Raw genomic sequence first — 23,783 nt, forward strand, 5'->3', positions numbered from 1 at the left:
AAAAGCAGCCTTCCGGACGGAAGGCTGCAATCAGACATAGCGCGATGTTATCGCGTCGGTCAGTTGGATCAGGGCATAAGCCCCACCCTGATTGGGTTACGAATCAGGGATTCGTGGATCTGCGGCATGCATTCACAAACCTGGCTGCTCACATCCTCATAAATCGTTCTCAGAACGCCTCGCCCGGCACGCGCACCCAGCCTTCCATCAACACGCGAGCACTTCGGCTCATGATTACTTTGGTCACGGTCCACTCCCCGTTGAGCTGGCTTGCCTGTGCACCAACCCGCAAGGTACCGGAAGGATGACCAAAGCGCACGGCCTGGCGCTCGCCCCCACCCGCGGCGAGATTGACCAATGTGCCTGGGATGGCGGCGGCGGTACCGATGGCCACGGCGGCAGTGCCCATCATGGCGTGGTGCAGCTTGCCCATTGATAGTGCACGTACCAGCACATCAATGTCCGCAGTAGCGACCGGCTTGCCGCTGGATGAGAGGTAAGCCTTCGGTTTTGCAACGAAGGCGACTTTCGGCGTGTGCTGACGCGTGGCGATCTCGTCCAGGTTCTGGATCAACCCCATGCGCAGCGCGCCGTGAGCGCGGATGGTTTCAAACATCTGCAGCGCTTTGGCGTCACCGTTAATGGCATCCTGCAGTTCAGTGCCGGTGTAGCCGATTGCTTCAGCCTCGACAAAAATGGTCGGGATGCCCGCGTTGATCAGCGTGGCTTTCAGCGTGCCAACGCCGGGTACTTCCAGATCATCCACCAGATTACCGGTGGGGAACATCGAACCGCCGGCACCGTCTTCTTCTGCTGCCGGGTCGAGGAATTCCAGCTGTACTTCTGCTGCGGGAAAAGTGACGCCATCGAGTTCGAAGTCACCGGTTTCCTGCACCGCGCCGCCGGTAATCGGCACGTGCGCAATGATGGTCTTGCCGATATTGGCCTGCCAGATCCGGACGGTGGCGATACCGTCATGCGGAATACGCGCTGAGTCGACCAGTCCACCCGAAATGGCGAATGAACCCACCGCCGCCGACAAATTGCCGCAGTTGCCGCTCCAGTCGACGAAGGCCTTATCGATAGACACCTGGCCAAACAGATAGTCGACATCGTGATTGGGGCGGTTACTCTTGCTGACGATCACAGTCTTGCTGGTGCTGGAAGTCGCGCCACCCATGCCGTCAATCTGCTTGCCGTATGGGTCGGGGCTACCGATCACGCGCATCAGCAAAGCGTCACGCGCAGCGCCGGGCTGCTGCGCGGCTTCGGGCAAATCTTGCAAACGGAAGAACACGCCCTTGCTGGTGCCGCCGCGCATATAGGTGGCGGGAATCTTGATTTGAGGTTGATATGCCATTGCATTGCCTTATTGCCAAAGCCGGACGGCGCATCGCTACGGCGCCCGGCTTGTGGTTGAGTCAGCCCATCAGACGGTCTCTGCCGCCGATTCAAGGAAGTCCTGCGCAAAACGCTGCAGCACCCCGCCCGCTTCGTAGATTGCGACTTCTTCATCACTGTCGAGGCGGCAGGTCACCGGCACTTTGACCATTTCGCCATTCTTGCGATGAATCAGCAGCGTCAGCGTGGCGCGCGGCGTACGTGCGCCGGTCACGTCGTAAGTCTCGGTACCGTCGAGTGCCAGCGTTTTGCGATTGACGCCCGGTTTGAACTCCAGCGGCAGCACGCCCATACCGACCAGGTTGGTACGGTGAATGCGCTCGAAGCCTTCGGCCATGATGACTTCGACACCCGCCAGGCGCACACCCTTGGCCGCCCAGTCACGCGAGGAACCCTGGCCGTAGTCAGCGCCAGCCACGATGATCAGTGGCTGCTTGCGTTCCATATAAGTTTCGATGGCCTCCCACATGCGCATCACTTCGCCTTCCGGCTCCACGCGCGCTAACGAACCTTGTTTCACCGTGCCATCGGCGTTCAGGACCATTTCGTTGAACAGCTTGGGGTTGGCGAAAGTGGCGCGCTGTGCCGTCAGATGATCGCCGCGGTGGGTAGCGTAGGAATTGAAATCTTCCTCCGGCAAGCCCATTTTGGTCAGATATTCGCCCGCCGCGCTGCTCGCCATGATGGCGTTGGACGGTGACAAGTGATCTGTGGTGATGTTGTCCGGCAACACCGCCAGCGGGCGCATGCCTTTGAGCGTGCGTTCGCCCGCCAAGGCGCCTTCCCAGTACGGCGGGCGGCGAATGTAAGTGCTCTTCGCGCGCCAGTTATACAGTGGAGTGACCTGCTCGCCGCTGTCGGCTTGCGGGGCAAACATCGGCACATAGACCTGGCGGAACTGCGCAGGCTTGACGGCGCTTTTTACGACCGCGTCGATTTCTTCATCGGCGGGCCAGATGTCTTTCAGGCGAATTTCTTTGCCGTCGACCACACCGAGCACATCTTTTTCGATATCAAAGCGCATGGTGCCCGCAATGGCGTAGGCCACCACCAGCGGCGGTGAAGCCAGGAACGCCTGCTTGGCGTACGGGTGAATGCGCCCGTCGAAGTTGCGGTTGCCAGACAGTACGGCCGTCGCGTAAAGGTCACGGTCGATGATTTCCTGCTGGATGCTTGGTTCGAGTGCACCGGACATGCCGTTGCAGGTGGTACAGGCGAAGGCAACGATGCCAAAACCAAGTTGTTCCAGTTCTGGCAGCAAACCGGCTTCTTCCAGATAAAGTTGTACCGTTCTGGAGCCAGGCGCCAGCGAGGTCTTGACCCACGGCTTGCGGCTAAGGCCCAGGCGGTTGGCATTACGCGCCAGCAGACCGGCAGTGATCACATTGCGCGGGTTGCTGGTGTTGGTACAGCTGGTGATGGCGGCGATGATCACCGCACCATCCGGCATCAGGCCAGCGGCCTCTTCGGCGCGGGCCTTGTCGAGGTCGACGGCAATACCGCGTTCGGCCAGCGCCGAAGTGGGCAGGCGCTTGTGCGGGTTGGACGGGCCGGCCATATTGCGCACCACGCTCGACAAATCAAAGTGCAACACGCGTTCGTATTCAGCGTTTTCAAGGCTATCGGCCCACAGGCCAGTATGCCGGGCGTACAGCTCGACCAGCCGCACCTGCTCTTCCTCGCGCCCGGTGAGCTTGAGGTAGTCGATGGTCTGCTGATCGATAAAGAACATCGCCGCCGTGGCACCGTATTCAGGGGCCATATTGGAGATGGTGGCGCGGTCGCCCAGCGTCAGCGCTGCAGCGCCCTCACCGTAGAATTCCAGATATGCGCCAACGACCTTTTCTTTGCGCAGGAACTCGGTCAGCGCCAGCACCACATCTGTGGCGGTAATGCCAGGCTGCGGTTTGCCAGACAGTTCGACGCCAATGATGTCGGGCAAGCGCATCCACGAGGCACGGCCGAGCATTACGTTTTCGGCTTCCAGCCCGCCAACGCCAATGGCGATCACGCCCAATGCGTCAACGTGCGGGGTGTGGCTGTCGGTGCCAACCAGCGTATCGGGGAAGGCCACGCCATCTTTGGCATGAATCACCGGGCTCATCCGCTCCAGATTGATCTGGTGCATGATGCCGTTGCCCGGCGGGATCACCTCGACATTCTTGAAAGCCTTTTTGGTCCAGTCGATGAAATGGAAGCGATCTTCGTTGCGGCGATCTTCAATCGCGCGGTTCTTGACGAAGGCTTCGGGGTCGTAGCCGCCACATTCAACCGCCAACGAGTGGTCGACGATCAACTGCACTGGCACGACCGGATTAACTTGTGCGGGGTCACCGCCCATGTCGGCAATGGCGTCACGCAGACCGGCCAGATCGACCAGCGCGGTCTGACCAAGGATGTCGTGACAGACCACGCGGGCCGGGAACCACGGAAAATCCAGCTCGCGTTTACGTTCAATCAGCTGCTTTAGTGAGTCGGTCAGCGTGGCAGGCGAACAGCGGCGGACCAGATTTTCAGCCAGTACGCGTGAGGTATAGGGGAGCTTGTCATAAGCGCCAGGCTGGATCGCCTCAACCGCAGCACGCGTATCGAAGTAGTCCAGCTGGGTGCCTGGCAGAGGTTTGCGGTGTGCAGTATTCATGGCGTAGGCAGACTATAGAGTTGTGGCCAAGGGCAAGAAAGGGGGCAACGGCCCCCTCTGCATTCAGAATCAACGCTGTTCGATCGGCACGTAGGCCAGATCTTCCGGCCCGGTGTAATTGGCCGAAGGACGGATGATCTTGCCGTCCTGACGCTGTTCGATGACGTGCGCGCTCCAGCCCGAGGTTCGCGAAATCACGAATAGTGGTGTGAACATTGCTGTCGGCACGCCCATCATGTTGTAGCTTACCGCGCTGAACCAGTCGAGATTGGGGAACATCTTCTTCACGTCCCACATCACCGACTCCAGGCGTTCGGCGATATCAAACATCTTGCTGTCGCCCACGGCTTTGGACAGCTCACGCGCCACACCCTTGATCACCTTGTTGCGCGGGTCGGCGATGGTGTAAACCGGGTGACCAAAACCAATCACCACTTCCTTGCGCTCAACACGGGCGCGGATGTCGGCTTCTGCTTCGTCCGGGCTTTCGTAGCGCTGCTGGATCTCGAACGCGACTTCGTTGGCGCCACCATGCTTGGGACCACGCAGTGCGCCAATCGCGCCCGTGATGCAGGAATACATATCCGAACCCGTGCCAGCGATAACGCGGCCTGCAAAGGTCGAGGCGTTGAACTCGTGCTCGGCGTACAGGTTGAGAGATGTGTGCATTGCCCGCACCCACAACTCGCTTGGCTTCTGGCCGTGCAACAAGTGCAGGAAGTGACCACCGATAGTGTCATCGTCGGTTTCCACATCGATACGTTTGCCGTTGTGGCTGAAGTGATACCAGTAGAGCAGCATGGAGCCGAAGGACGCCATCAGGCGGTCAGCGATTTCGCGCCCGCCCGGCGTGTTGTGGTCGTCTTTTTCCGGCAGTGTGCAACCCAGCGCCGAAACGCCGGTACGCATCACATCCATCGGGTGGGCCGACGCAGGCAGCGCTTCCAGCACGGCTTTCACCGATGCAGGCAGGCCGCGCATGGCCTTGAGTTTTTGCTTGTAACCGGTCAGCTCGGCCTTGTTGGGCAGCTTGCCGTGCACCAGCAAGTAAGCGACTTCTTCAAATTCGCAATGCTCGGCGATATCGAGGATATCGTAGCCGCGGTAATGCAAGTCGTTACCGGTGCGCCCTACGGTACACAGCGCGGTATTGCCAGCGGTCACGCCGGACAGAGCAACCGATTTCTTCGGTTTGAGCGGAGTTGGAGTTGCTACGTCATTCATTGCCGTTGCTCCCTTGCAGGTCGTCTCGATAGATCAAGAAAAAACAGATTGTTAAGTTCAGAGAGGTTGGCCGGAGGGGTTTCACAGTCCGGCCGACCATCATGTGCAATCACTTTTGTGTGGCGGCTTCACCGGCGAACAGCGCATCGAGCTTCTGTTCGAAGGCGTGGTAACCCAAGTGCTGATAGAGGTCGGCACGGGTCTGCATGGTGTCGAGCACGTTGGCCTGAGTGCCATCGCGCTGGATTGCCTGATAGACATTCAACGCGGCCTGGCTCATCGCACGAAACGCCGAGAGCGGATACAGCACCAAGCCAACGTCAGCGGAAGCCAGTTCATCAGTGGTGAACAGCGGCGTCGCGCCGAATTCAGTGATATTGGCAAGAATCGGCACTTTGACCGCAGTCGCGAAGCGGCGGTACATATCCAGACTGGTCATCGCTTCGGGGAAGATCATGTCGGCACCGGCTTCAACACACGCCACGGCGCGTTCGATTGCCGCATCCAGCCCTTCGACCGCCAGCGCATCAGTGCGTGCCATGATCACAAAGCTGTTGTCACGACGGGCATCGACTGCCGCCTTGATGCGGTCGACCATTTCGCCCTGCGTCACAATCGCCTTGTTCGGGCGATGGCCGCAGCGCTTGGCTTGCACCTGGTCTTCGATATGCACAGCTGCAGCACCGGCTTTTTCCACGGCCCGCACGGTGCGGGCGATATTGAAAGCGCCGCCCCAGCCGGTATCGATATCGACCAGCAATGGCAGTTCGGTGACATCGGTGATGCGCCGGATGTCGATCAACACGTCTTCCGGCTGGGTGATGCCCAGATCGGGAATGCCGCAACTGGCTGCGGCAACACCACCGCCAGACAAATAAAGCGCCTTGAAGCCGCTATGCTCGGCAAGGCGGGCACTGTAGGCGTTGATGGCACCGACCACTTGCAGTGGATGTTCGGTCTGGACCGCCGCGCGAAAGCGGGAACCTGGTGAAGACATTCGCATTTCCTTTATCTAATAACCGCCTGTACATGATGTGCATTTGGGCCGCATCTCACTGCCATGCGACACAAGCAACCCTATACCTGGCACCAAAACAGACAAGCGTTTGCATGCAGAATCAGGGCAGGAAAATCGCATCCTTGCGGGACTGAAAACCCGCCATCCCGATTCCAGTGCGACCTGGCTATTGATCATTCATAAGCGGGCTATTTGATGGCGCAGCCCGGATAAGCGGCTGAGGAATCAAGTGATATCAATGTAGCTGACAAAAGTTGCCAAAGCCCCCCTCTAGTACAGGGGGTTTTGGTAGCGACAGAGCCGTATCCGCCCCCACTCCTGCACCTCACCGGGTGTACTGCAAATCCGTGACCAGGACAGCCACAGGCGGGCCTTGGACATTGGAGCAGGAGTGGCATGCTGGCGTTCACAACCAGCAGCACCGGACACCGATTCAGCCGATGAAAGAGCGGCCGATTCGATGTCCGCACTGGTGCAAAGAATGTATTAAAAGTCGCCCGGAACCGGGCGACTGTATGGCTGGTTTAGAACGTGGTTTTAAAGGTCAGCGACACGGTATCGCGATCGCTCAACAGACTCATCAGCCCGGCATACGAGGTGATGGTGCCGTTAGCAGCGGTCCGGTAAGGCCCGAAGAACGAGGTGTACTTCAAGCTGAACTCGTATTTCGATTTCACCATTGCGGTTAAACCGGTCGACCAGTTCCCCGTATGTTGATTGCCGCCCAGCGGAACTGCCGACTCACCCTTCAGACCATCCGAAAAGCTGGTTGGCATGGACAGATCGACGCCGGTAAAGACCTGGGTCCAGGCGGGTGCAACAAACAGGTTGATACCGAAAAAGTCCTTGGTGGAGCGGTCGATCCCGGTATATGCCGGATTGCCACGATACTGCGCATAGCCGCTGGTAACAGACACCAGCCGGTTCCAGGTCAGCTCGGCCTGGACTGTTGCGCGATCAAACAAAGCCGTTTTGCCGAAGACCTTGGTGTCATTGATGGCCAGGTGCAGGGTGTTACCGTACGCACCACCAGTGTCGCCATCTTTAGGCATTGCCGCGATAAAGCCAGGCGTGCCTGCCTTGGCCGGGGCAATGGTCAGGAAAGGCTGACTATTGAGCGGCATATTTTCGCGGTAGCTCAAATCCACTGCCAGCTTGGTGCCCGCGACATCCTTGTTCAGGCTTAGGCCATAGATATCGATGCCCTGGGCAAACGCCACGCTGTATTGCCGGGTGACCGGATTAAGAATCACCGAGTCTGGCAAGGTATCGGAAGTGTTGCGGTAAAACAGGCCGAGCGTGCCGCCAAGCCAGCTTGGAGACCATTTGGCGTAGAGGCCATAGTCGCCGGAGCTGTCTGGCGTCAGATCTTTGCCATGTTTGGCCAGCAGGCCGCCAGGCAGATAGGCTGACTCGCCACCATTGAGCGCAAGGTCATACATGCCCAGGTAAGAACCTGCCTCCGGGAAGCGCGAATGCTCCCAGTCCAGATAGTACTGCGCGCCAAATTTCCATTCCGGCGAGACCACATAATCAGCGGTAAGCTGATTGCGCGGCAGGTAAACCTCTTTTTGCTCATTGCGCGGAATGGTAAACAGCTTGCCAAGGTCCATGGCGAACTGGCCATAGTCGATGCCATGCAGCAGCGTTTGTGTACCGCTGCCCCACACCTGCAAACTCTTACCTGCCGTGACATTGAGCTTCTGGTCCGTGCCGATATCGAAGTTGCTGAAAGCGTAGGCTTCCAGCAATTCGCCCGACGCGCCGTGCGCGTAACGGTCGGTATAGTCGCTCAGGCCAAGGGCGGGCTTGCCATTCACCAGGTGATTGGGCGTCGGGTTGGGGTTATCCAGATTGTTGTAGGCAGCGTCGTACCAGGCCGCACCACTGACACGGAACCCCATCTTGTGCTGATAGCTGAAGTCGAACGCGCTAAACAGATCAAGCCGTTCTGACGTCATCTGCCCCTTGTCAAAGTTCAGGTCGCCATCGTTGTAGTTCGGGCTGCTGGTGATGTGCGGATCTTGCGCAGAGACGCGGTTCGCCAGGTTCACCTTGACGGTGTTGTCCCAATTCACCGAGATATCGCTGTTACCGGTATCAAACTTGTAGGCCTGAGCCGGCATGGCAGTCAGGGCGGCTGCTGTGGCGGCCGCCAATACGGACAATTTGCTCACGAACCCCTTAGATTTCTTCGACATATCTCCCCCACTCATTTTAATGTTCAAGTTATATCTGGACTTCTACATCTTGATGGGACTGCAGAGCCGCCATCAGCCGAGCTCCTGTGAGCATTTGAATTTCAGTTGCCGTTACCCCCGGAGCGAGCTCGATCAGTTGCAAACCATTCGGGGTCACATCGATCACCCCCAGGTCCGTGATAATCCGGTTCACTACAGCGCAGCCAGTCAGCGGCAGCGCGCATTGCTTCAGAATTTTGTGTTCGTTGCCCTTGGCGACGTGCTCCATCAGCACCACCACGCGGCGGGCGCCAGCCACCAGATCCATCGCCCCACCCATGCCCTTGACCAGCTTGCCGGGGATCATCCAGTTGGCCAGATCGCCGGTTTCGCTCACTTGCATGGCCCCGAGAATGGCCAAGTCGATATGGCCACCGCGAATCATTGCAAACGAGTCCGCGCTGGAAAAATACGAAGACCCGGGCAAGGCCGTGACGGTCTGTTTGCCCGCGTTGATCAGGTCTGCATCCACCTGATCGTCAGTCGGAAAAGGTCCGATACCTAACAGGCCATTTTCGGATTGCAGCCATACGTCCATTCCTTGCGGGATGTGGTTGGCAACCAGCGTCGGCAGACCAATCCCGAGGTTTACGTAGAAACCGTCCTGCAGTTCCTGTGCTGCACGCGCCGCCATTTCATCGCGAGTCCATGCCATGTCTGTGCTCCTAGCCTTGTACGGTGCGTTGTTCAATGCGCTTTTCAGGCGTCGCATTGATCACGATGCGATCAACGTAAATGCCCGGCAGATGGATTTCGTCCGCGGCCAGCGCGCCGATCTCGACCAGTTCCTCGACTTCCACCACAGTGACGCGGCCAGCCATGGCACAGACCGGATTGAAGTTGCGTGCGGTCTTGTTGAACATCAGGTTTCCAGCCTTGTCGGCCTTCCACGCCTTGACCAGCGCCACGTCCGCAGTCAATGAATGCTCGAGGATGTGCGGCACGCCATTGAACTCGCGCACTTCCTTGCCTTCGGCGACCATCGTGCCCACGCCAGTACGGGTGAAGAAGGCCGGAATCCCCGCGCCGCCAGCGCGCAGCTTCTCGGCCAGCGTGCCTTGCGGGGTGAATTCGAGCTTTAGTTCGCCGCTCAGATACTGGCGTTCAAACTCTTTATTGCCGCCGACATAGGACGAAATCATCTTGCTGATCTGGCGTGTGGTCAGCAGTTGACCCAGCCCGAAGTCATCGACGCCAGCGTTGTTGCTGATACAAGTGAGATCACGCGCGCCGCTGTCGCGCAGTGCGGTAATCAGCGCTTCGGGAATACCGCAAAGCCCAAATCCGCCGACAGCGAGCGTTTGTCCGTCGCGCACGATTCCGATCAGAGCGGCTTGCGCGCTCGGATAGAGTTTGTTCATGGCATCAATCCAGTGAGTGGTAGTCGCTGCTACATCGAGTTGAGCGCGGGATAACTGAGCGCGTGCTGCATTGCTGCGAGCAAGGTTTCCGGCGGCAGTGCGCCGGACAAGGTGAACTGCTGGTTGAACACAAAACTGGGCACACTGCCCACACTGCGGCGGGATGAAGACTGCGCGTCTGGTTCTGGCGCAGCCTCACTGATCGGCGTGCCAAGACAATCTGCAACCGCTGCGCCATCGAAACCGTATTTGATTCCCAGCCGGGTCAGCAGCGCGTGGTCGCCAATATCCTCGGCATCTACAAAGTAACCTTGCAGCAGCCGTTCAATCAGCGCTTCCTGCTGTTGTGCGCTGCCGTGCTTGCCCACGAAATGAATCAAGCGGTGTGCGGCCTGCGTACTGGGCATAACGGTGATTTCCCCGAACGCAAAGTCGATCCCCGCCAGACGGCCAGCGCGCTGCACCTGAACCCGCCGCGCGGCCACTGCTTCATGGCTGCCCAGGCGCTGCACATAAAATTGCAGATAGGGCAGCCCTTGGGCCAGTACATCGGGCAGCAGCATGTGCGAGCGCCAGATCATTTCGACCTCGACATCCGGATTGAGCTTGTTCAATTGGGCAATGGCAGTGCTCAAATGACGCTTCCCGATCAGGCACCAAGGGCAAATCAGGTCAAAAAAGAATTCGATAACCAAGGGCGTCTTCATACACGGGTCACAATAAGGAGCAAGGGCACAGCGATTGAGCGGTGTCGATATTGGTTCACTGCGGAGCAACAGCACTGTCGAGCTGGCAGAGGTCACGAATCAACGTTTGTGCCTGCGGCCACTCGCCAAATCCTGCTGCCGGGTTTAAATGCCCAACCGGGCCGATTAGCTCTACACGACTACCCCAGGCCTCAGCCATCGCAATAATGCGTTCAAGCTTGCCCAGCGGATCGTTACTGCTGGCCGCCACAATTGAGGCAAAAGGCAGTTTGCTGCGTGGAACGGGCAACCAGCCGTTGGCGGCGATTGAATGACTGTCCGGGTAACCGGCTGGCATCGGAGATTCCAGATCGGCGGGAGCCGCCAGCAATGCGCCCAGAATGGGACGCTGATGCTGGCTGGCCCACTGAACCGTGATCATGCAACCCGCACTGTGTGCCACCAGCACAATCGGCCCTTCGATTTCACTGACAACCTGCTGCAACGCGGCTACTCGGGCGGCGCAACTCAGTTTGTCGTGTTCCAGCGGCGGCACCGAGCGCACCTTGTGACCAGCTTGATGCAGCTTTTCTTCGAGCCGGGTTTGCCAATGTTCTGGCACGTGGTCGCGCAGCCCCGGAACAATCAAAACGGTGGGCGATGTGCAGTGGCTCATGATGTGATTCTCATTTCTCACGTGATTCGGTTAAATCCGGGCTTTGGCGCGCATGGCGTCCAGATAAGCCAGATCGTGTGAGTATTTGCGTTTGGCGATCACGAACACCGCAGTAGCCAGCAAGCCGATAAAGAGAATGACGCGCAGTGCAACCAGCAGCCCCACTTTGTCGGCAATCAGCCCGGTTACAAACGGCCCTGGCGCCAGGCCCAGCAGGTTATTGGCCAGAGTCAGCGTGGCAAATGCCGTGGCATGGATGGAGGTTGGAGTCAGCCCGGCCACCATGGCACCGGCCGGACCAGATGTACCCGCCACCAGAAAGATGCCCAAGCCAAGCAACACCAGTTGCAGCGGACCAGCTGGAATCTGCAATGCCAGCGACAAGAACGTGAACGAGACCAGGCAAAACGCGATGGCGAAGGTCAGTTTGCGTGACGGGTTATTGCGGCTGAAGCGATCGGTAATGCCGCCACAGAACACCATGCCCACACCGGCGATCAGCAAGAACATCGCCGCAGTCACCCCGGCCTTGTCGGTCGGCATGGCGTAATAGCGGTTCAGATAACTTGGCATCCAGGCCAGGATGGCGCCCATCAGGAAGAACTGCAGGCCGCTGCCCACGTAGACACACTTGACCGTGCGGGTGGAGAACAAGCTGGGCAGCATGGCGCGCCAGCTGATGCGCGCTGCGGCGGCTTCTTTGGCCTCGGTCGTGACTTCAGACTTTTGCTGCGCCAGACGCTGTTCAGTCACCACCAGGCGGTAAATGCTGACCAGCACCAGACCGAACAGAGCCATGATGCCAAACGACCAGCGCCAGCCCATATGTACGGCGATCACGCCGCCGATCCCCATGCCCAACACCGAACCGAAGGCACCGCCGGCCATAAAGGCACCGGTCAAGGTCGAACGCATGTTGGCGGGAAAAATACTCAGGATCAATGCGATACCAACACTGCCGTAGGCGGCTTCACCCAAACCAACAAAGAAGCGCGCGACCAGCATTTCGCCGTAGTTGTTGGCCAGCGCACAGCCCAATGTGGCGAGTCCCCAGACGGCAGCCATCACCGTAATGCTTTTGACGCGGCCCCAGCGGTCTGCCAGCAAAGACAAGGGGAAAGTCAGCAGGCCAACCATCAGCGCTACCACGCCACTGAGCGAACCCAGTTGCGTATCGGACAATCCCCATGCCGCTTTAAGCAACGGAAAAACCGCATTCAAGACCTGGCGCGACATGTAGTCAGACAACAGCAGGCCAAAGGTCAGAGCAAAAACGACCCAGGCATAAGTACGAGAAACCGATGGTGCTTCCTGATAATCCGCGACCATGGCATTAGCGATATTCATTCCCAAAATGCTGCCCTCCAGATTGTCTGTGGATCGTTATCGGGCCGGGCCAAAGCGTCGTTGAACTGCCTTGGCCCCAGGCGCCCTTATTTACGCAGCGGCACGTTCTTTTCGCCCGACTTGCGATTTGGCGCCATGCCGTTTTCGGCCAGCGTCTGCTCAACGGTGTCGTACTGCACGCCAATCTTGTAAATGGCACGTGCTTCCTTGCCATTGGCCACTTCCCGGCCAAGTTCATGGGCAACGCGCACGCATTGCTGAATCTGCTGCACCGAACTCATGCGCTTGCCGTGCTGGTCGATGATGGTGTCTTCAATGCCGCAACGTGGGTGCAGGCCCATCGCCATTGCCATCATGTTGAAGGGCAGAACGTTCTTCAGCAGCGATTCGGCGGTCAGCGTGCAACCTTCTGGCGCACGATGGATGAAGTTGAAGAAGTTGAACGGATTCGGGCCATCAAAGCCGCCCCCGATGCCAATCCATGTCAGGTTCAGCGGACCTTTGTACGCACCTTTACGCACCAGACGGTCCAGCGTTTCCAGCGCGTGGATACCGGTCAGCTGAAAATGCGGCTGGATGCCAGATGCCGCCAGTCGACGCAGATGCTCTTCAACCCATGCCGGGCCAGCGGGCACGGTCATTTCGCTGTAGGCGGCCTTCAACCCTGGGTTAGCCAGCGAGGTGCCTTCCAGGTATTCCGGATAGAGCAACTCCATGATGTTCATTTGCGTGGTGTTGATCGCTACGGTCACCTGGTCTGGCTTGGGCAACAGGTCCGCCAGCATGTGGCGGGTGTCATCAGACAACCACTTGGCCGCCTGGCCATCGTCTTCCGGCGCAAACGAGATCGAACCGCCCACCTGGATGATCATGTCGGGCACGGCATCACGCACACCGGCGATCAGTTCATTGAATTTGGACAGGCGCTTGGAGCCTTTGCCGTCGAGTTCACGCACATGCAAATGCAGCACGGTGGCACCGGCTTCATAACAGTCGACGGCCTTTTGTACCTGCTCTTCCATGGTGACCGGGATGTCTTCGGGGAAGTCTTCCGGTGCCCACTCCGGGCCGTACGGCGCCACGGTGATGACGACTTTGTCCTGGTTTTCTGGATGCAGTGAATCGTCTAGAAATTGCATGGTGTATCCCTCTTCTTGCGTCGGTTATTTGTTTTCAGGTGGCTTGAGTACGTGCCTGACCCATCGGTCAGGCAGCTGGCTAAAACGGTTTGTCGCCGACGATGCCTGCCCGCTCCATTTTGCGATGGCATGGCGGGTAGTCCATCACCGCGTAATGCTGGGTGGACCGGTTGTCCCAGATGGCCACGCTGTTGGGTTTCCAGCGCCAGCGCACCTGGTATTCGGGGATGTAGGCCTGGCTGATCAGATAGCGCAGCAGGTCGCTTGCACCCGGATTGGCATCCTGGCCGTAGCGCACGTTGGCTGCGGTGTGGTAGTTGGTGATATGCGTGGTGAACGCATTCACATTCAGGATTTTTTCGCCGGTTTCGGGATGCGTGCGCACCACCGGGTGCTCCGCATCGGGAAATCTATCTTTGAGCGCCAGGCGTTTTTCGATTGGCAAGGCCGCGCCAAAACTGGCTTCAATGCTATGGCGAGCGCGCAATCCGGCGATCCTGGTTTTGATCTCGTCGGGCAGCTTTTCGTAGGCCAGCACCATGTTGGCCCACATGGTGTCGCCACCCACTGGCGGGCATTCCACGCAGCGTAGTACAGCACCGAACTGCGGCGTTTCGCGCCAGGTGGTATCGGAATGCCAGGCATTCTCGTAGCGATCGTTCGGCTGCTCCGGGTTCTTGTAGATCCGCACCAAGCCGGGGTATTCCGGGTCGCTGCCGACGACTGGATGATCCTCCAGGTCGCCGAAGCGACGCGCAAACGCGACGTGGTCAGCGCGTGAGATATCCTGGTCACGCAAGAACAGCACACGGTGCGTCAGCAGCGCGGCGCGGATTTCGGCAAACAGTCCGTCATCGTGAACGGCATCGGCCAGGCTGACGCCAGTCAGTTCGGCACCCAGTGCATAAGTCAGTTGTTCGATACGCATGAGATTGGCTCCTTGGCCCGGATCAGATGACGAACACCGATGAGCCGGTCGTCTTGCGTGTTTCGAGATCGTGATGCGCCTGCGCGGCGTGTTCGAGCGAGTAGCGTTGATTGATCTCGATCTTGATCCGGCCAGCCGCAACGTGGCCAAACAGTTCAGCGGCCAGTTCGTCTTTTTCTGCGGGATCAGCGATGTAATCCGCCAGGGCCGGGCGGGTCAGATAGAGCGAGCCCTTCATCGCCAGCAGTTGCGGATTGAACGGTGGAATCGGGCCAGAGGCCGTGCCAACGCAAACCATCAGGCCACGGCGCTTGAGCGAATCAAGCGATGCTTCGAAGGTATCTTTGCCCACGCTGTCGAACACCACGTTCACGCCCACGCCATTGGTCAGTTCACGCACGCGCTTGGCGACGTCTTCCTGGCTGTAATTGATGGTGTGGTCGCAACCATGAGCGCGGGCAATTTCTGCCTTGGCTTCGCTCGACACCGTACCAATCACGGTCAGGCCGAGGATCTTGGCCCACTGCGCCACAATCAGCCCAACGCCACCGGCAGCGGCATGCAACAGAATGCTGTCGCCTTGTTTGAATGGATAAATGCGGCGCATCAGATAAGCAGAAGTGAGGCCACGCATGGTCATGGCGGCGGCTGTTTCGCAACTGATTCCTTCCGGCAGCTTGATCAGCGGCGCGGCTGCAATCAGTCGTTCGGTGCTGTAGGCGCCCAAGGTGTTGATGAAGCCGGTGTAGGTAACACGGTCACCCACGGCGACATTGGTCACGCCTTCACCAATGGCTTCCACCACGCCAGCCGCTTCCACGCCCATGCCGGCGGGCATTGGCACTGGATACAGACCGGAACGGAAATACGTATCAGCAAAGTTGAGCCCGACCGCTTCGTGCCGCAGGCGTACCTGGCCCGCCGCCGGGGCGCCGACCGAGACTTCTTCGTACTTCAAAACGTCCGGTCCACCAGCTTCATAAAAACGAATGGCGTGTGCCATGTTGCTCTCCTGTTATCCATGTGGGCGCTATAGGCTCACACGGTAAAAATTCATCAGATTAAAACAAAGTGTTATATAAAACACATTTGTTATATATTTTTAATATAAATCATTACGGGTGACGGCTAAACCAGATCGGCGATCAGGGTAAACAAGTGCTCGAATTCGGCTGCGGTGCTGCCATCAAAGCGCGGATCATCGTTGCTGGAAAAGACGCATTTGATTTCACCCCAATCTGCTTCAGTCAAATGACGTAGCGCAGCAGGAATGATCACCCCTTCTTCACGCCCCAGGTGTTCCCATACGAATCGGGCGTATTGGGTAACGGCGGTTTTCATCTCGTTCAGCGTCGCTTCGCCTGCCACGTATCGGTCAACAACCAGGGCCAACTCCGCGGTGAGCTCGGCATCTCGTTGATGCTGGTGTTCCAGTTCGTCCAGATCGGCAGAAACCAGATCGGTCCGCTCCCGCAACTTGCGGAAAAGGTATTCACTTTCTTTAGGATGATGCAGGGTCAGCGCAAAGGCCTGGATATAACGAATCATGGACTGCATCAGCGCATGATTTGGTGTATGACCGTGCTCTTGTGCAGTCTGGATCATATAAAGCCATGCGCGCAAAATTGCGGCGAGCGAACGGTGCTGGTCACGAATGATCGCAATGGCCTGAGACGACAAAGTGGACTTGCTGGCCGCCGAAACCAGCACCGGAATGTCGCTGTGCATCAACACTTTGAGCATTTGCGCATCGAGCATGGTGTCGGCGCGGTCGCCCTTGCCATGCAAGGCCATGAAGATCAGATCGCAATCACCGGCACGCGCAGCACTCAAAATAGCCTGTGAGGGATCATCGCTCACGCAACTGCTTGAACTGCACGGCACGCTTTGGGCGCGGGCGGCGGATTCCGCTCTGGCCAGCAACTCACGCGTGCGGTTTTCGTAGACGTAGGTAAACTCGGTCGGTACAGATTGCCGATTGCCTTCTGCCGATCCGAACAGCAAGGTCGCGTGGTCGGGCTGGGCGTGGAAAAAGCTGATGCGGGCATCCAGGGTGCGGGCCAGTTCGACAGCGCGACTGACCGTTTCAATGGAAAGATCGGTATCGTCGATGGGGACAAGCAGGTGACGGTACATGGCAGCTCCAGGCTCAGGCAATCAGGACCTGCACTTTTCCTTCGACCACCCTGACCGGCAGGGTAGGAACAGAAAGTGCGGCGGAAACGTTATTTGCGCCGGTGGTTACGTCAAAGCGCAGGCCATGAGCCGGGCACACCACGGTACGCCCCGAGAAACAACCGCCGGAAAGCGCCGAGCCCATGTGCGGACAGGCATTTTCCAGCGCATGAATGGCGCCATCCACGTTGAACAGAACAACGTCATAGCCGCCGAGGCGTACTGCCAGCGAACGCCCTGGGGCAAGCTGCTCCTGGGCACAGACGTCTTCGTATTTCATGTGGTTATTTCCCGTATGGAGTGAACCCTGAAGCTAGAGTAAATCTAGGAATGTTCCGACGCCCTACTCAGAAAAGGGAGGGAAGAGGGGGGGTTGACCAGGTGGGGGGATTCGACTGATCCTTCATTACGGGCATGGCTATTTCTGGCCCGGTGGTTGAGTGGTTGGGCTGATGGCGTACTGTCAGCCAGACATTGCATTACCTAAAGGCGCAGCCTGATGTCGTCAGAGAGTAGTGGTGCATTCGGCGCCGTAACCGAATTTGTTCTCAAGACCACCCCCCCCAAAGCACCCCGCCATTTGCTGGTCCGTCCCCGGCTGAGCGCCATTGAGGACAGCTTTCGGGAACATCGTTTGATTGTGGTGCAGGCCCCCGCCGGGTTCGGGAAAACCTCCCTGCTGGCGCAATGGCGGCGCGAATATCTGACCCAAGGTGCCGTAGTCGCCTGGCTGCTAGCCGATGGCCGCGATGATCCCTACCGTTTTCTGCAAGGTCTGGTGCATGCAGTCAGAGTGGGGGCGGCGCGGCCAAACTTTGGCCGGTTACTGGTCGAAGGCGCAACCGCAGTGGTGGGAGAACTGGAGGGCGTGACCACCTGGCTGGCCGAACTGGCGATGTCCGCACTGGACCTGGTGTTGTTTATTGATGAAGCCGACCACCTGCCGCAAGCCAGCCTGACGGCATTGACGTACCTGATGCACAACGCCCCCAGCAACCTGCGGGTCGTTGTTGCGGCGCGCAGCGGGATCACCGCCGCTGTCGCTGATCTGGAAGGCTATGGCCAATGCGCAGTGATTGGCGCCGAGACACTGCGTTTTCGGCTGGATGAAACCATTGCGCTGATCCGTAACCGATTCGGCGCCCGCGTCGATGCCGATACCTGTGCGCGTTTGCACGAACTGGCCGAAGGCTGGTCACTCGGTCTGCAGTTGACACTCTCGGCAATGGAACGGGAGAGCGACCCGTTATCTGTGCTTGGTTCTTTATCCAGCAGCGCGGGTGGATTGCGTGACTATTTCGTTGATGGCTTGTTATCAAAGCTGCCCGCCGCTGACCTGACCTTTCTCACCAGCATTGCGCTGGTCGATCAGTTGCACCCAGACCTCTGCGCAGCTTTGAGCAGCCATGAGCACGCAGAAGAACAACTTGCCCGTTTGATGCGGGAAACGCCGATTTTTGTCGCCAGCGAAAATGGTACATGGTGCCGCTTGCATATGCTGGCGCGTGACGTATTGCGGGCGCGATTTGCGCAATTACCGCAGAAAGAACAGGCACAACTACATGGCCGCGCCATGCACTGGCTGGCCGAGCACGGCATGGTGGAAGAAGCGGCAAGACACGCCTACGCGGCGGGCGAATACAGCGTGGCCTTTGCCTTTGCCGAGCGTTGTTTTTACGACGCGGTAAGACAGGGACATCAGGTGGCGGTACTCGACTGGTTCGAGCGCTTGTCCGAAAGTGACCTGGAGCAGCGCCCCCGTTTGCGACTGGCTGCGGCATGGGTACTGGCCCGCAGCGAGCGCCACGATGAAGCAGAAAGACAAGTCGACCGCTTGCTGGCCAACCCCGATATCGATGACGAATTGCGCTATGAATGCGCGCTGATCATGTGCGCAGCGGCTTATTTTGGCGACGATCCCGACCTTTTTGTCGCCATGTTCAAACCCTGGGCTGGCTCGGCTCCCACGCGTGACCCGTGGCTGCTGCAAATTCACGCCAACCGGCTTGCTGGCAACGCCATCCTGCACGGCGACCCGGCGCAGGCACGACGACATCAGCAGCTCGTTCCAGCCTTCGGCGGAGACAGACCCGCCGGCTATGTAGCGCGTTGGGGCGGGCTGATGGTGGGTCTGAGCTATCTGGTCGAGGGCCAATTCCGCCTGGCGGAAGAAGTCTTGCGACCTGCACTGGCTGGCGCTGAACTGGGTCTCGGACGACGCAACCCCTTGTCGTGCATGCTGGCGTCCTTGCTCGCCACGGCGGTCTACGAGCGCGACCAACTCGATGAAGCCGCCGCCTTGCTGGCCAACCGGCTGGACGTGCTGGAACGGACCGGCACCCCGGAAACCGTGATGTACGCTTATCGTGCCGCCGCCCGCGTGGCCGCCGCCCAAGGCAGCGAACATCGCGCTCTGGATCTGCTTGAGGCCATGTACTCCACGGGCGTCGCGCGCAACCTGCCGCGACTGTGTGTGGTCAGCCTGGCCGAACAAATCCGCATTCATGCCGGGCGTTTCCGTTCGGAAACCTGCCGTGCCCTGGTGCAGCGGATCGATGAAATCGTGCAAGCCAACGCGGATCGTGGCCCGTTGTGGCAAAAACTGGTGATCTTCTTCCAGACCCTGTCACATGCTTATGCGGCGTTTTCCGTGCAGAACTGGCGCGGCGCGCTTGAAGATCTAGCCATCGCCGGCCCCCAAGCAGACGCCATGAAGATTGGCCGCTATCGCATCGAAATCATGGCATTGCGAGCATTTGCGCTCGATAACGTCGGTGAAGATGGCGTGCCCTTGATTCGTGAGGCGATGAATCTGGCCCAGACCTTTGGCCTGGCCCGCACCTTGGCCGATGCTCATCCTTCGCTAGCAGACTGGGCGCGGCGGGTAGCGAAAGAAAGTGAGGATGTGGGCGCTGGCGGGCAGATCCCGCGTGCGGCACGCCCACCTGTCGAAAACAAAAACGCCGCCCCGCGTGCGCTACCGAGTATGGGTTTGACCCCCAGAGAGCGAGACTTGCTTGAGCAGCTGGCACGCAATCTTTCGAATAAAGAAATTGCCATTGCCATGTCGGTGAGCGAAGAAACGGTGAAATGGCATCTGAAAAACCTGTTTGGCAAATTAGATGCCGGTTCACGCCGCCAAGTTGTGCGACGGGCGCAACTGTTGGGTTTCCTGGAAGGCGGCGGCGCTACCTAGCCATCAGGCTTGTCCCTTGCCCTGCGACAACACATCACATGCCCATCACATGCTGGCCAACTCAATCTGACAGATCAATCCTGATTAAAAGCCCGCCGTGACGCCAACCCAGCTTTGCCACGGCGGTAAAACGGTGCTAGCGATATTGATTGCGCAAAGCCAGCTTGTTGAGCTTGCCAACGCTGGTTTTGGTCAGTTGTTCAACAAACTCGATCCGTTCCGGAATGGCGTATCTGGAAATAAATCCTTGCGCCGCAAAGTTCTGCAAATGCGTGCGGATATCCTCACCAGACAGTTTGTTGACGAATTCCGGCAGCACCACCACCAGCGCCAGCGGGCGTTCGCCCCATTTGTCATCAGAAACGCCGATGACAGCCGCTTCCATCACCGCCGGGTGACGGCAGATCAACTCTTCCACTTCCAGCGATGACACCCACTCCCCGCCCGTCTTGATGACGTCTTTCATCCGGTCGGAAATCTGCAGATAGCCGCGCGCATCAATATGGCCGATATCCTGCGTGTGCAGCCAGCCGCCGTCCCACAGCTGTTCCGAGGCATTCGGGTTGTTGAGATAACCTTGCGTGAGCCAAGGCGCGCGGATGACGACCTCGCCAGCGGTTTTTCCATCCCGTGGACAAGTATCCATCTGCTCGTTGACGGTTCTCAGTTCGACCAAAGACACCGGGCGACCCGCGCAGAGCCGCGTAGCAATGTCTGTCTCACCTTCGACCAGGTCTTCGCTCATGACTTGCGCCAGCGCCACCACCGGGCAGGTTTCCGACATGCCGTAGCCGGCAAATACATCGATACCGCGCTCAAGCGCCGCCTTGGCCAGACTGGATGTCAGCGCAGAGCCACCAATGATCGCCGTCAGTCCAGACAAGTCGATATCGCGCCCGGCCGGGTCGGACAACAACATGTTCAGGATCGTCGGTACGCTATGCGTGAAGGACACCTTTTCTTTCTCAATCAATTTGAGAATGGTGCCAGCCTGATAGCGCCCCGGATAAACCTGTTTGAGCCCGGCCAACGTCGCGATATACGGCAACCCCCAAGCATGCACATGGAACATGGGCGTCAGCGGCATATAGACATCGCCGCGATGCAGGCCGCCTTGCTGTGGCGCCAGGGCCAAGGTATTAGAGACCGCGAGCGTATGCAGAACCAGCTGCCGATGGCTGAAATACACACCTTTGGGTGTGCCGGTGGTACCGGTGGTATAGAACGTCGTCGCCCGCGTGTTTTCGTCGAAGTCGGGGAAATCAAACTTGTCTGCGCTGCTGCTGAGCAAGCTCTCGTATTCCCCTTCGAAATGAGCAGGAACGGACGCAGATTCGTCAGACAGCAGAATGAATTTCTTGACGCTCGTAAGCTTGGGTTGAATCTCTGCCAGAACGGGCAGGAAGTCCTCATTCACCAACAGCACATCGGCCGCCGCGTGGTTGAGGGTGTACAAGATTTGATCCGGTGACAGCCGCACGTTCACCATCTGCAGCACTGCGCCCAGCATCGGCACCGCGAAGAAACACTCCAGGTAACGGTGGCTATCCCAATCCATCACGGCCACCGTACAGCAGCCCTTCACCCCCAGATTGGTGAGAGCATTGCCCAGGCGGTTGATGCGCAGCGAGAACTCTTTGTAAGTGTGCCGTCGCTTGTCCGCGTAGACGATCTCCTGTTGCGGCGCTACGGCCAGCGGCGTGTGCAACAGCTGCTTGATCAGCAACGGGTAGGTATAAGCGGAGGCCGTAACCGGGATGGTGTTTGTTTCCATAAATACGATGCTTCCTGTCGAACCGTGCGCTCGAGTGGCGTGCTGCCGCAGGATGGTGCGGCCAGGAACATATGACCTCTCCTGAAACCACGCCACTCAAGCTCACTTGAAATCGTTCAAATAGACCAGCCAGCCGTACTGAGCTTGCAATATCGTGCCCCAATCAACCGGGCACGACAGCAAGTTCAGAAACGGCCGATGGCGTCACGCACGCTCGAAAATCGCCGCCACGCCTTGGCCGCCGCCGATGCACATGGTAACCAGTGCATAGCGCCCGCCGATCCGTTGCAGTTCATGCAGCGCCTTGACGGTGATGATGGCGCCGGTCGCGCCCACCGGATGGCCGAGCGAAATGCCGGAACCGTTCGGATTAACCTTCGCCTGATCAAAGCCCAGTTCTTGCGCCACTGCGCAGGCTTGGGCCGCAAACGCTTCGTTCGCTTCAATCACGTCGAGATCAGCAACGGTCAGCCCGGCACGCTCCAGCGCAATGCGGCTGGCTGGCACCGGGCCGATCCCCATATAGGCAGGATCAACCCCGGCATGCCCCCACGACACCAGTCGCGCCAGTGGCTTCAGGCCAAGCGCCTCTACCCGTGCGCCGTCCGCCAGTACTAATGCAGCCGCGCCATCGTTGAGGCCAGAGGCATTGCCAGCGGTGACTGAACCGTCTTTCTGGAACGCGGGCTTCATCTTGGCCAGTTGCTCCAGCGTGGCATCGGCGCGCACGTGCTCATCGGTATCGAAAACCACCGTGCCCTTGCGGCTGGCAATTTCGACCGGGACGATCTGTTCTTTGAAGCGCCCTTCGGCAATTGCCCGAGCGGCGCGTTGCTGGCTTTCCAGCGCCAGCGCATCTTGTGCCTCGCGGCTGATGCCGTAACGGGTCGCGACGTTCTCGGCGGTAATGCCCATATGAATCTGCTGCCACGGGTCATGCAGAATGCCGAGCATGTAGTCGATCATCTGCGCATTGCCCATGCGCGTGCCCCAGCGAGCGCCGGGCATCATGTAAGGGCCCCGGCTCATCGACTCGGCACCGCCGCCGACAGCGATATCAGCATCACCCACCATAATGCTCTGCGCGGCCAGCAAGATCGCCTGCAGGCCAGAACCACACAGCCGGTTGACGTTGAAGGCCGGAGTTTCCTGCGGGATGCCAGCATCCACCGCCGCGACCCGAGATAGGTACGCATCGCGAGTTTCGGTCGGGATTACATTGCCCATCACCACCTGACCCACCGCCGCCGGGTCAACTCCGGCGCGTTCAAGCGCGGCGCGAATCACCGTAGTGCCCAGTTCAACCGGAGCAACATCTTTGAGCGAGCCGCCAAAGGCGCCAATCGCGGTACGGGCAGCGCCAACGACAAAAATTTCTTTTGGATTCATGGATATTCCTCTCGCCTCGCAAGCGCATTACCTGCGACTCGGCTCTATGCGTTATATGACCGATTCGATACTAGAGGCTGTTCCATGAAATTCCCCCCCCTAGTCGCAGGGGGGCGGTACGGAGCCTCCCCGGCACTTCAATTCCCGCCGATACCTCCTACCTTGAGCAACAGAGCGCTTCACGCTCCTGCTCGCGACACCCGGCGTTCCGCGTTCGTCTGTTTCCTGCGTGCATAACGTTTGCGTTTGAGCCCCTTCGGGATCTGGGCCAGCCCAGATACTCCAATATCCGATCAGGGCTTCTGGGGTCAATCAGAAAGGACTGGGGCATATTGCTGCGATAGGTATCGTGATTGCCTATCTCGTATCGCGTGGCGGCGGGATGTAGGTATGTGACCCGCAGCCAGGTACCTCAGCTACTCCGAACGAAACAAAGTCGAAAATATGGAAAGCGGAGTGCAGAGCGAATGTAGTCAAATCGATGCCAGCGTGGCAGCTACCAGTGTTAGCGGACTGCTCGCCAAGGTATCTAGTAACGACGAGGCTGCAGGAAAACTCCGAACTGTGGGTACCGGCGTTCTGGCATCA

At 58.7% G+C, this 23,783-nt stretch carries 18 protein-coding genes; 1 reads left to right on the forward strand and 17 read right to left on the reverse strand.

The genetic code is table 11. The annotated features are described in order from the left end of the window. Positions 1-169: 169 nt before the first annotated feature. From prpF to N7220_RS08415, 15 genes are all read right to left on the reverse strand, one after another. A complete protein-coding gene (gene prpF / locus N7220_RS08345; protein WP_283150990.1) occupies positions 170-1,360 on the reverse strand; it encodes a 2-methylaconitate cis-trans isomerase PrpF in 1,191 nt (396 codons plus the stop codon). 69 nt (positions 1,361-1,429) lie between these two features. Beyond that, positions 1,430-4,042 carry a Fe/S-dependent 2-methylisocitrate dehydratase AcnD gene (gene acnD, locus N7220_RS08350; protein WP_283150991.1) on the reverse strand — a complete coding sequence of 871 codons (2,613 nt, stop codon included), beginning with the start codon at positions 4,040-4,042 and terminating at the stop codon, positions 1,430-1,432. Positions 4,043-4,111: 69 nt separating this feature from the next. Beyond that, positions 4,112-5,266 (reverse strand): bifunctional 2-methylcitrate synthase/citrate synthase, encoded by a 1,155-nt coding sequence (gene prpC, locus N7220_RS08355; protein ID WP_283150992.1) that lies wholly within the window; start codon positions 5,264-5,266, stop codon positions 4,112-4,114. A 109-nt stretch (positions 5,267-5,375) separates the two neighbouring features. After that, positions 5,376-6,263: a methylisocitrate lyase gene (gene prpB / locus N7220_RS08360; protein ID WP_390901574.1), complete on the reverse strand. Its 888-nt coding sequence runs from the start codon at positions 6,261-6,263 to the stop codon at positions 5,376-5,378. Between the two features lie 545 nt (positions 6,264-6,808). Further along, positions 6,809-8,485: a DUF1302 domain-containing protein gene (locus tag N7220_RS08365; protein WP_283150994.1), complete on the reverse strand. Its 1,677-nt coding sequence runs from the start codon at positions 8,483-8,485 to the stop codon at positions 6,809-6,811. Between the two features lie 28 nt (positions 8,486-8,513). Further along, positions 8,514-9,179 (reverse strand): CoA transferase subunit B, encoded by a 666-nt coding sequence (locus tag N7220_RS08370; protein ID WP_283150995.1) that lies wholly within the window; start codon positions 9,177-9,179, stop codon positions 8,514-8,516. Positions 9,180-9,189: 10 nt separating this feature from the next. Then, on the reverse strand, positions 9,190-9,885 hold the full coding sequence (locus N7220_RS08375; RefSeq protein ID WP_283150996.1) for a CoA transferase subunit A: 696 nt from the start codon (positions 9,883-9,885) through the stop codon (positions 9,190-9,192). A gap of 29 nt (positions 9,886-9,914) precedes the next feature. Further along, positions 9,915-10,592, reverse strand: coding sequence for a DsbA family oxidoreductase (locus N7220_RS08380; protein ID WP_283150997.1), 678 nt, complete (start codon positions 10,590-10,592; stop codon positions 9,915-9,917). Positions 10,593-10,647: 55 nt separating this feature from the next. Further along, positions 10,648-11,247: an RBBP9/YdeN family alpha/beta hydrolase gene (locus tag N7220_RS08385; RefSeq protein WP_283150998.1), complete on the reverse strand. Its 600-nt coding sequence runs from the start codon at positions 11,245-11,247 to the stop codon at positions 10,648-10,650. A 30-nt stretch (positions 11,248-11,277) separates the two neighbouring features. Beyond that, positions 11,278-12,594 carry an MFS transporter gene (locus tag N7220_RS08390; protein WP_283150999.1) on the reverse strand — a complete coding sequence of 439 codons (1,317 nt, stop codon included), beginning with the start codon at positions 12,592-12,594 and terminating at the stop codon, positions 11,278-11,280. Between the two features lie 86 nt (positions 12,595-12,680). Next, a complete protein-coding gene (locus tag N7220_RS08395) occupies positions 12,681-13,733 on the reverse strand; it encodes a beta-keto acid cleavage family enzyme (protein ID WP_283151000.1) in 1,053 nt (350 codons plus the stop codon). Positions 13,734-13,812: 79 nt separating this feature from the next. Further along, a complete protein-coding gene (locus N7220_RS08400; RefSeq protein ID WP_283151001.1) occupies positions 13,813-14,661 on the reverse strand; it encodes a TauD/TfdA dioxygenase family protein in 849 nt (282 codons plus the stop codon). 22 nt (positions 14,662-14,683) lie between these two features. Continuing rightward, the gene (locus N7220_RS08405; protein WP_283151002.1) at positions 14,684-15,664 is read right to left on the reverse strand and encodes a quinone oxidoreductase family protein; all 981 of its coding nucleotides are present in this window, start codon (positions 15,662-15,664) and stop codon (positions 14,684-14,686) included. A 125-nt stretch (positions 15,665-15,789) separates the two neighbouring features. Further along, positions 15,790-16,797 carry a universal stress protein gene (locus N7220_RS08410; RefSeq protein ID WP_283151003.1) on the reverse strand — a complete coding sequence of 336 codons (1,008 nt, stop codon included), beginning with the start codon at positions 16,795-16,797 and terminating at the stop codon, positions 15,790-15,792. A 13-nt stretch (positions 16,798-16,810) separates the two neighbouring features. After that, complete coding sequence (locus N7220_RS08415) at positions 16,811-17,116, reverse strand: Rieske (2Fe-2S) protein (RefSeq protein ID WP_283151004.1); 306 nt, start codon at positions 17,114-17,116, stop codon at positions 16,811-16,813. Between the two features lie 219 nt (positions 17,117-17,335). Between N7220_RS08415 and N7220_RS08420 the strand changes: the two genes are divergently transcribed. After that, the gene (locus tag N7220_RS08420; protein WP_283151005.1) at positions 17,336-20,032 is read left to right on the forward strand and encodes a LuxR C-terminal-related transcriptional regulator; all 2,697 of its coding nucleotides are present in this window, start codon (positions 17,336-17,338) and stop codon (positions 20,030-20,032) included. Between the two features lie 136 nt (positions 20,033-20,168). On the opposite strand, the gene N7220_RS08425 is transcribed toward N7220_RS08420, so the two are convergent. Both N7220_RS08425 and N7220_RS08430 read right to left on the reverse strand, forming a co-directional pair. Then, on the reverse strand, positions 20,169-21,806 hold the full coding sequence (locus tag N7220_RS08425) for a fatty acid--CoA ligase (protein WP_283151006.1): 1,638 nt from the start codon (positions 21,804-21,806) through the stop codon (positions 20,169-20,171). Between the two features lie 204 nt (positions 21,807-22,010). Then, positions 22,011-23,195, reverse strand: coding sequence for an acetyl-CoA C-acyltransferase family protein (locus N7220_RS08430; protein WP_283151007.1), 1,185 nt, complete (start codon positions 23,193-23,195; stop codon positions 22,011-22,013). Positions 23,196-23,783 lie beyond the last annotated feature (588 nt).

The organism is Silvimonas soli (genome assembly GCF_030035605.1).
Classification (GTDB): Bacteria; Pseudomonadota; Gammaproteobacteria; order Burkholderiales; family Chitinibacteraceae; genus Silvimonas; species Silvimonas soli.

Bases quoted from the DNA above. Each gene is read 5' to 3' on its own strand.
- prpF (WP_283150990.1), bottom strand. From the start codon at position 1,360: ATGGCATATCAACCTCAAATCAAGATTCCCGCCACCTATATGCGCGGC.
- acnD (WP_283150991.1), bottom strand. From the start codon at position 4,042: ATGAATACTGCACACCGCAAACCTCTGCCAGGCACCCAGCTGGACTAC.
- prpC (WP_283150992.1), bottom strand. From the start codon at position 5,266: ATGAATGACGTAGCAACTCCAACTCCGCTCAAACCGAAGAAATCGGTT.
- prpB (WP_390901574.1), bottom strand. From the start codon at position 6,263: ATGTCTTCACCAGGTTCCCGCTTTCGCGCGGCGGTCCAGACCGAACAT.
- N7220_RS08365 (WP_283150994.1), bottom strand. From the start codon at position 8,485: ATGTCGAAGAAATCTAAGGGGTTCGTGAGCAAATTGTCCGTATTGGCG.
- N7220_RS08370 (WP_283150995.1), bottom strand. From the start codon at position 9,179: ATGGCATGGACTCGCGATGAAATGGCGGCGCGTGCAGCACAGGAACTG.
- N7220_RS08375 (WP_283150996.1), bottom strand. From the start codon at position 9,885: ATGAACAAACTCTATCCGAGCGCGCAAGCCGCTCTGATCGGAATCGTG.
- N7220_RS08380 (WP_283150997.1), bottom strand. From the start codon at position 10,592: ATGAAGACGCCCTTGGTTATCGAATTCTTTTTTGACCTGATTTGCCCT.
- N7220_RS08385 (WP_283150998.1), bottom strand. From the start codon at position 11,247: ATGAGCCACTGCACATCGCCCACCGTTTTGATTGTTCCGGGGCTGCGC.
- N7220_RS08390 (WP_283150999.1), bottom strand. From the start codon at position 12,594: ATGAATATCGCTAATGCCATGGTCGCGGATTATCAGGAAGCACCATCG.
- N7220_RS08395 (WP_283151000.1), bottom strand. From the start codon at position 13,733: ATGCAATTTCTAGACGATTCACTGCATCCAGAAAACCAGGACAAAGTC.
- N7220_RS08400 (WP_283151001.1), bottom strand. From the start codon at position 14,661: ATGCGTATCGAACAACTGACTTATGCACTGGGTGCCGAACTGACTGGC.
- N7220_RS08405 (WP_283151002.1), bottom strand. From the start codon at position 15,664: ATGGCACACGCCATTCGTTTTTATGAAGCTGGTGGACCGGACGTTTTG.
- N7220_RS08410 (WP_283151003.1), bottom strand. From the start codon at position 16,797: ATGTACCGTCACCTGCTTGTCCCCATCGACGATACCGATCTTTCCATT.
- N7220_RS08415 (WP_283151004.1), bottom strand. From the start codon at position 17,116: ATGAAATACGAAGACGTCTGTGCCCAGGAGCAGCTTGCCCCAGGGCGT.
- N7220_RS08420 (WP_283151005.1), top strand. From the start codon at position 17,336: ATGTCGTCAGAGAGTAGTGGTGCATTCGGCGCCGTAACCGAATTTGTT.
- N7220_RS08425 (WP_283151006.1), bottom strand. From the start codon at position 21,806: ATGGAAACAAACACCATCCCGGTTACGGCCTCCGCTTATACCTACCCG.
- N7220_RS08430 (WP_283151007.1), bottom strand. From the start codon at position 23,195: ATGAATCCAAAAGAAATTTTTGTCGTTGGCGCTGCCCGTACCGCGATT.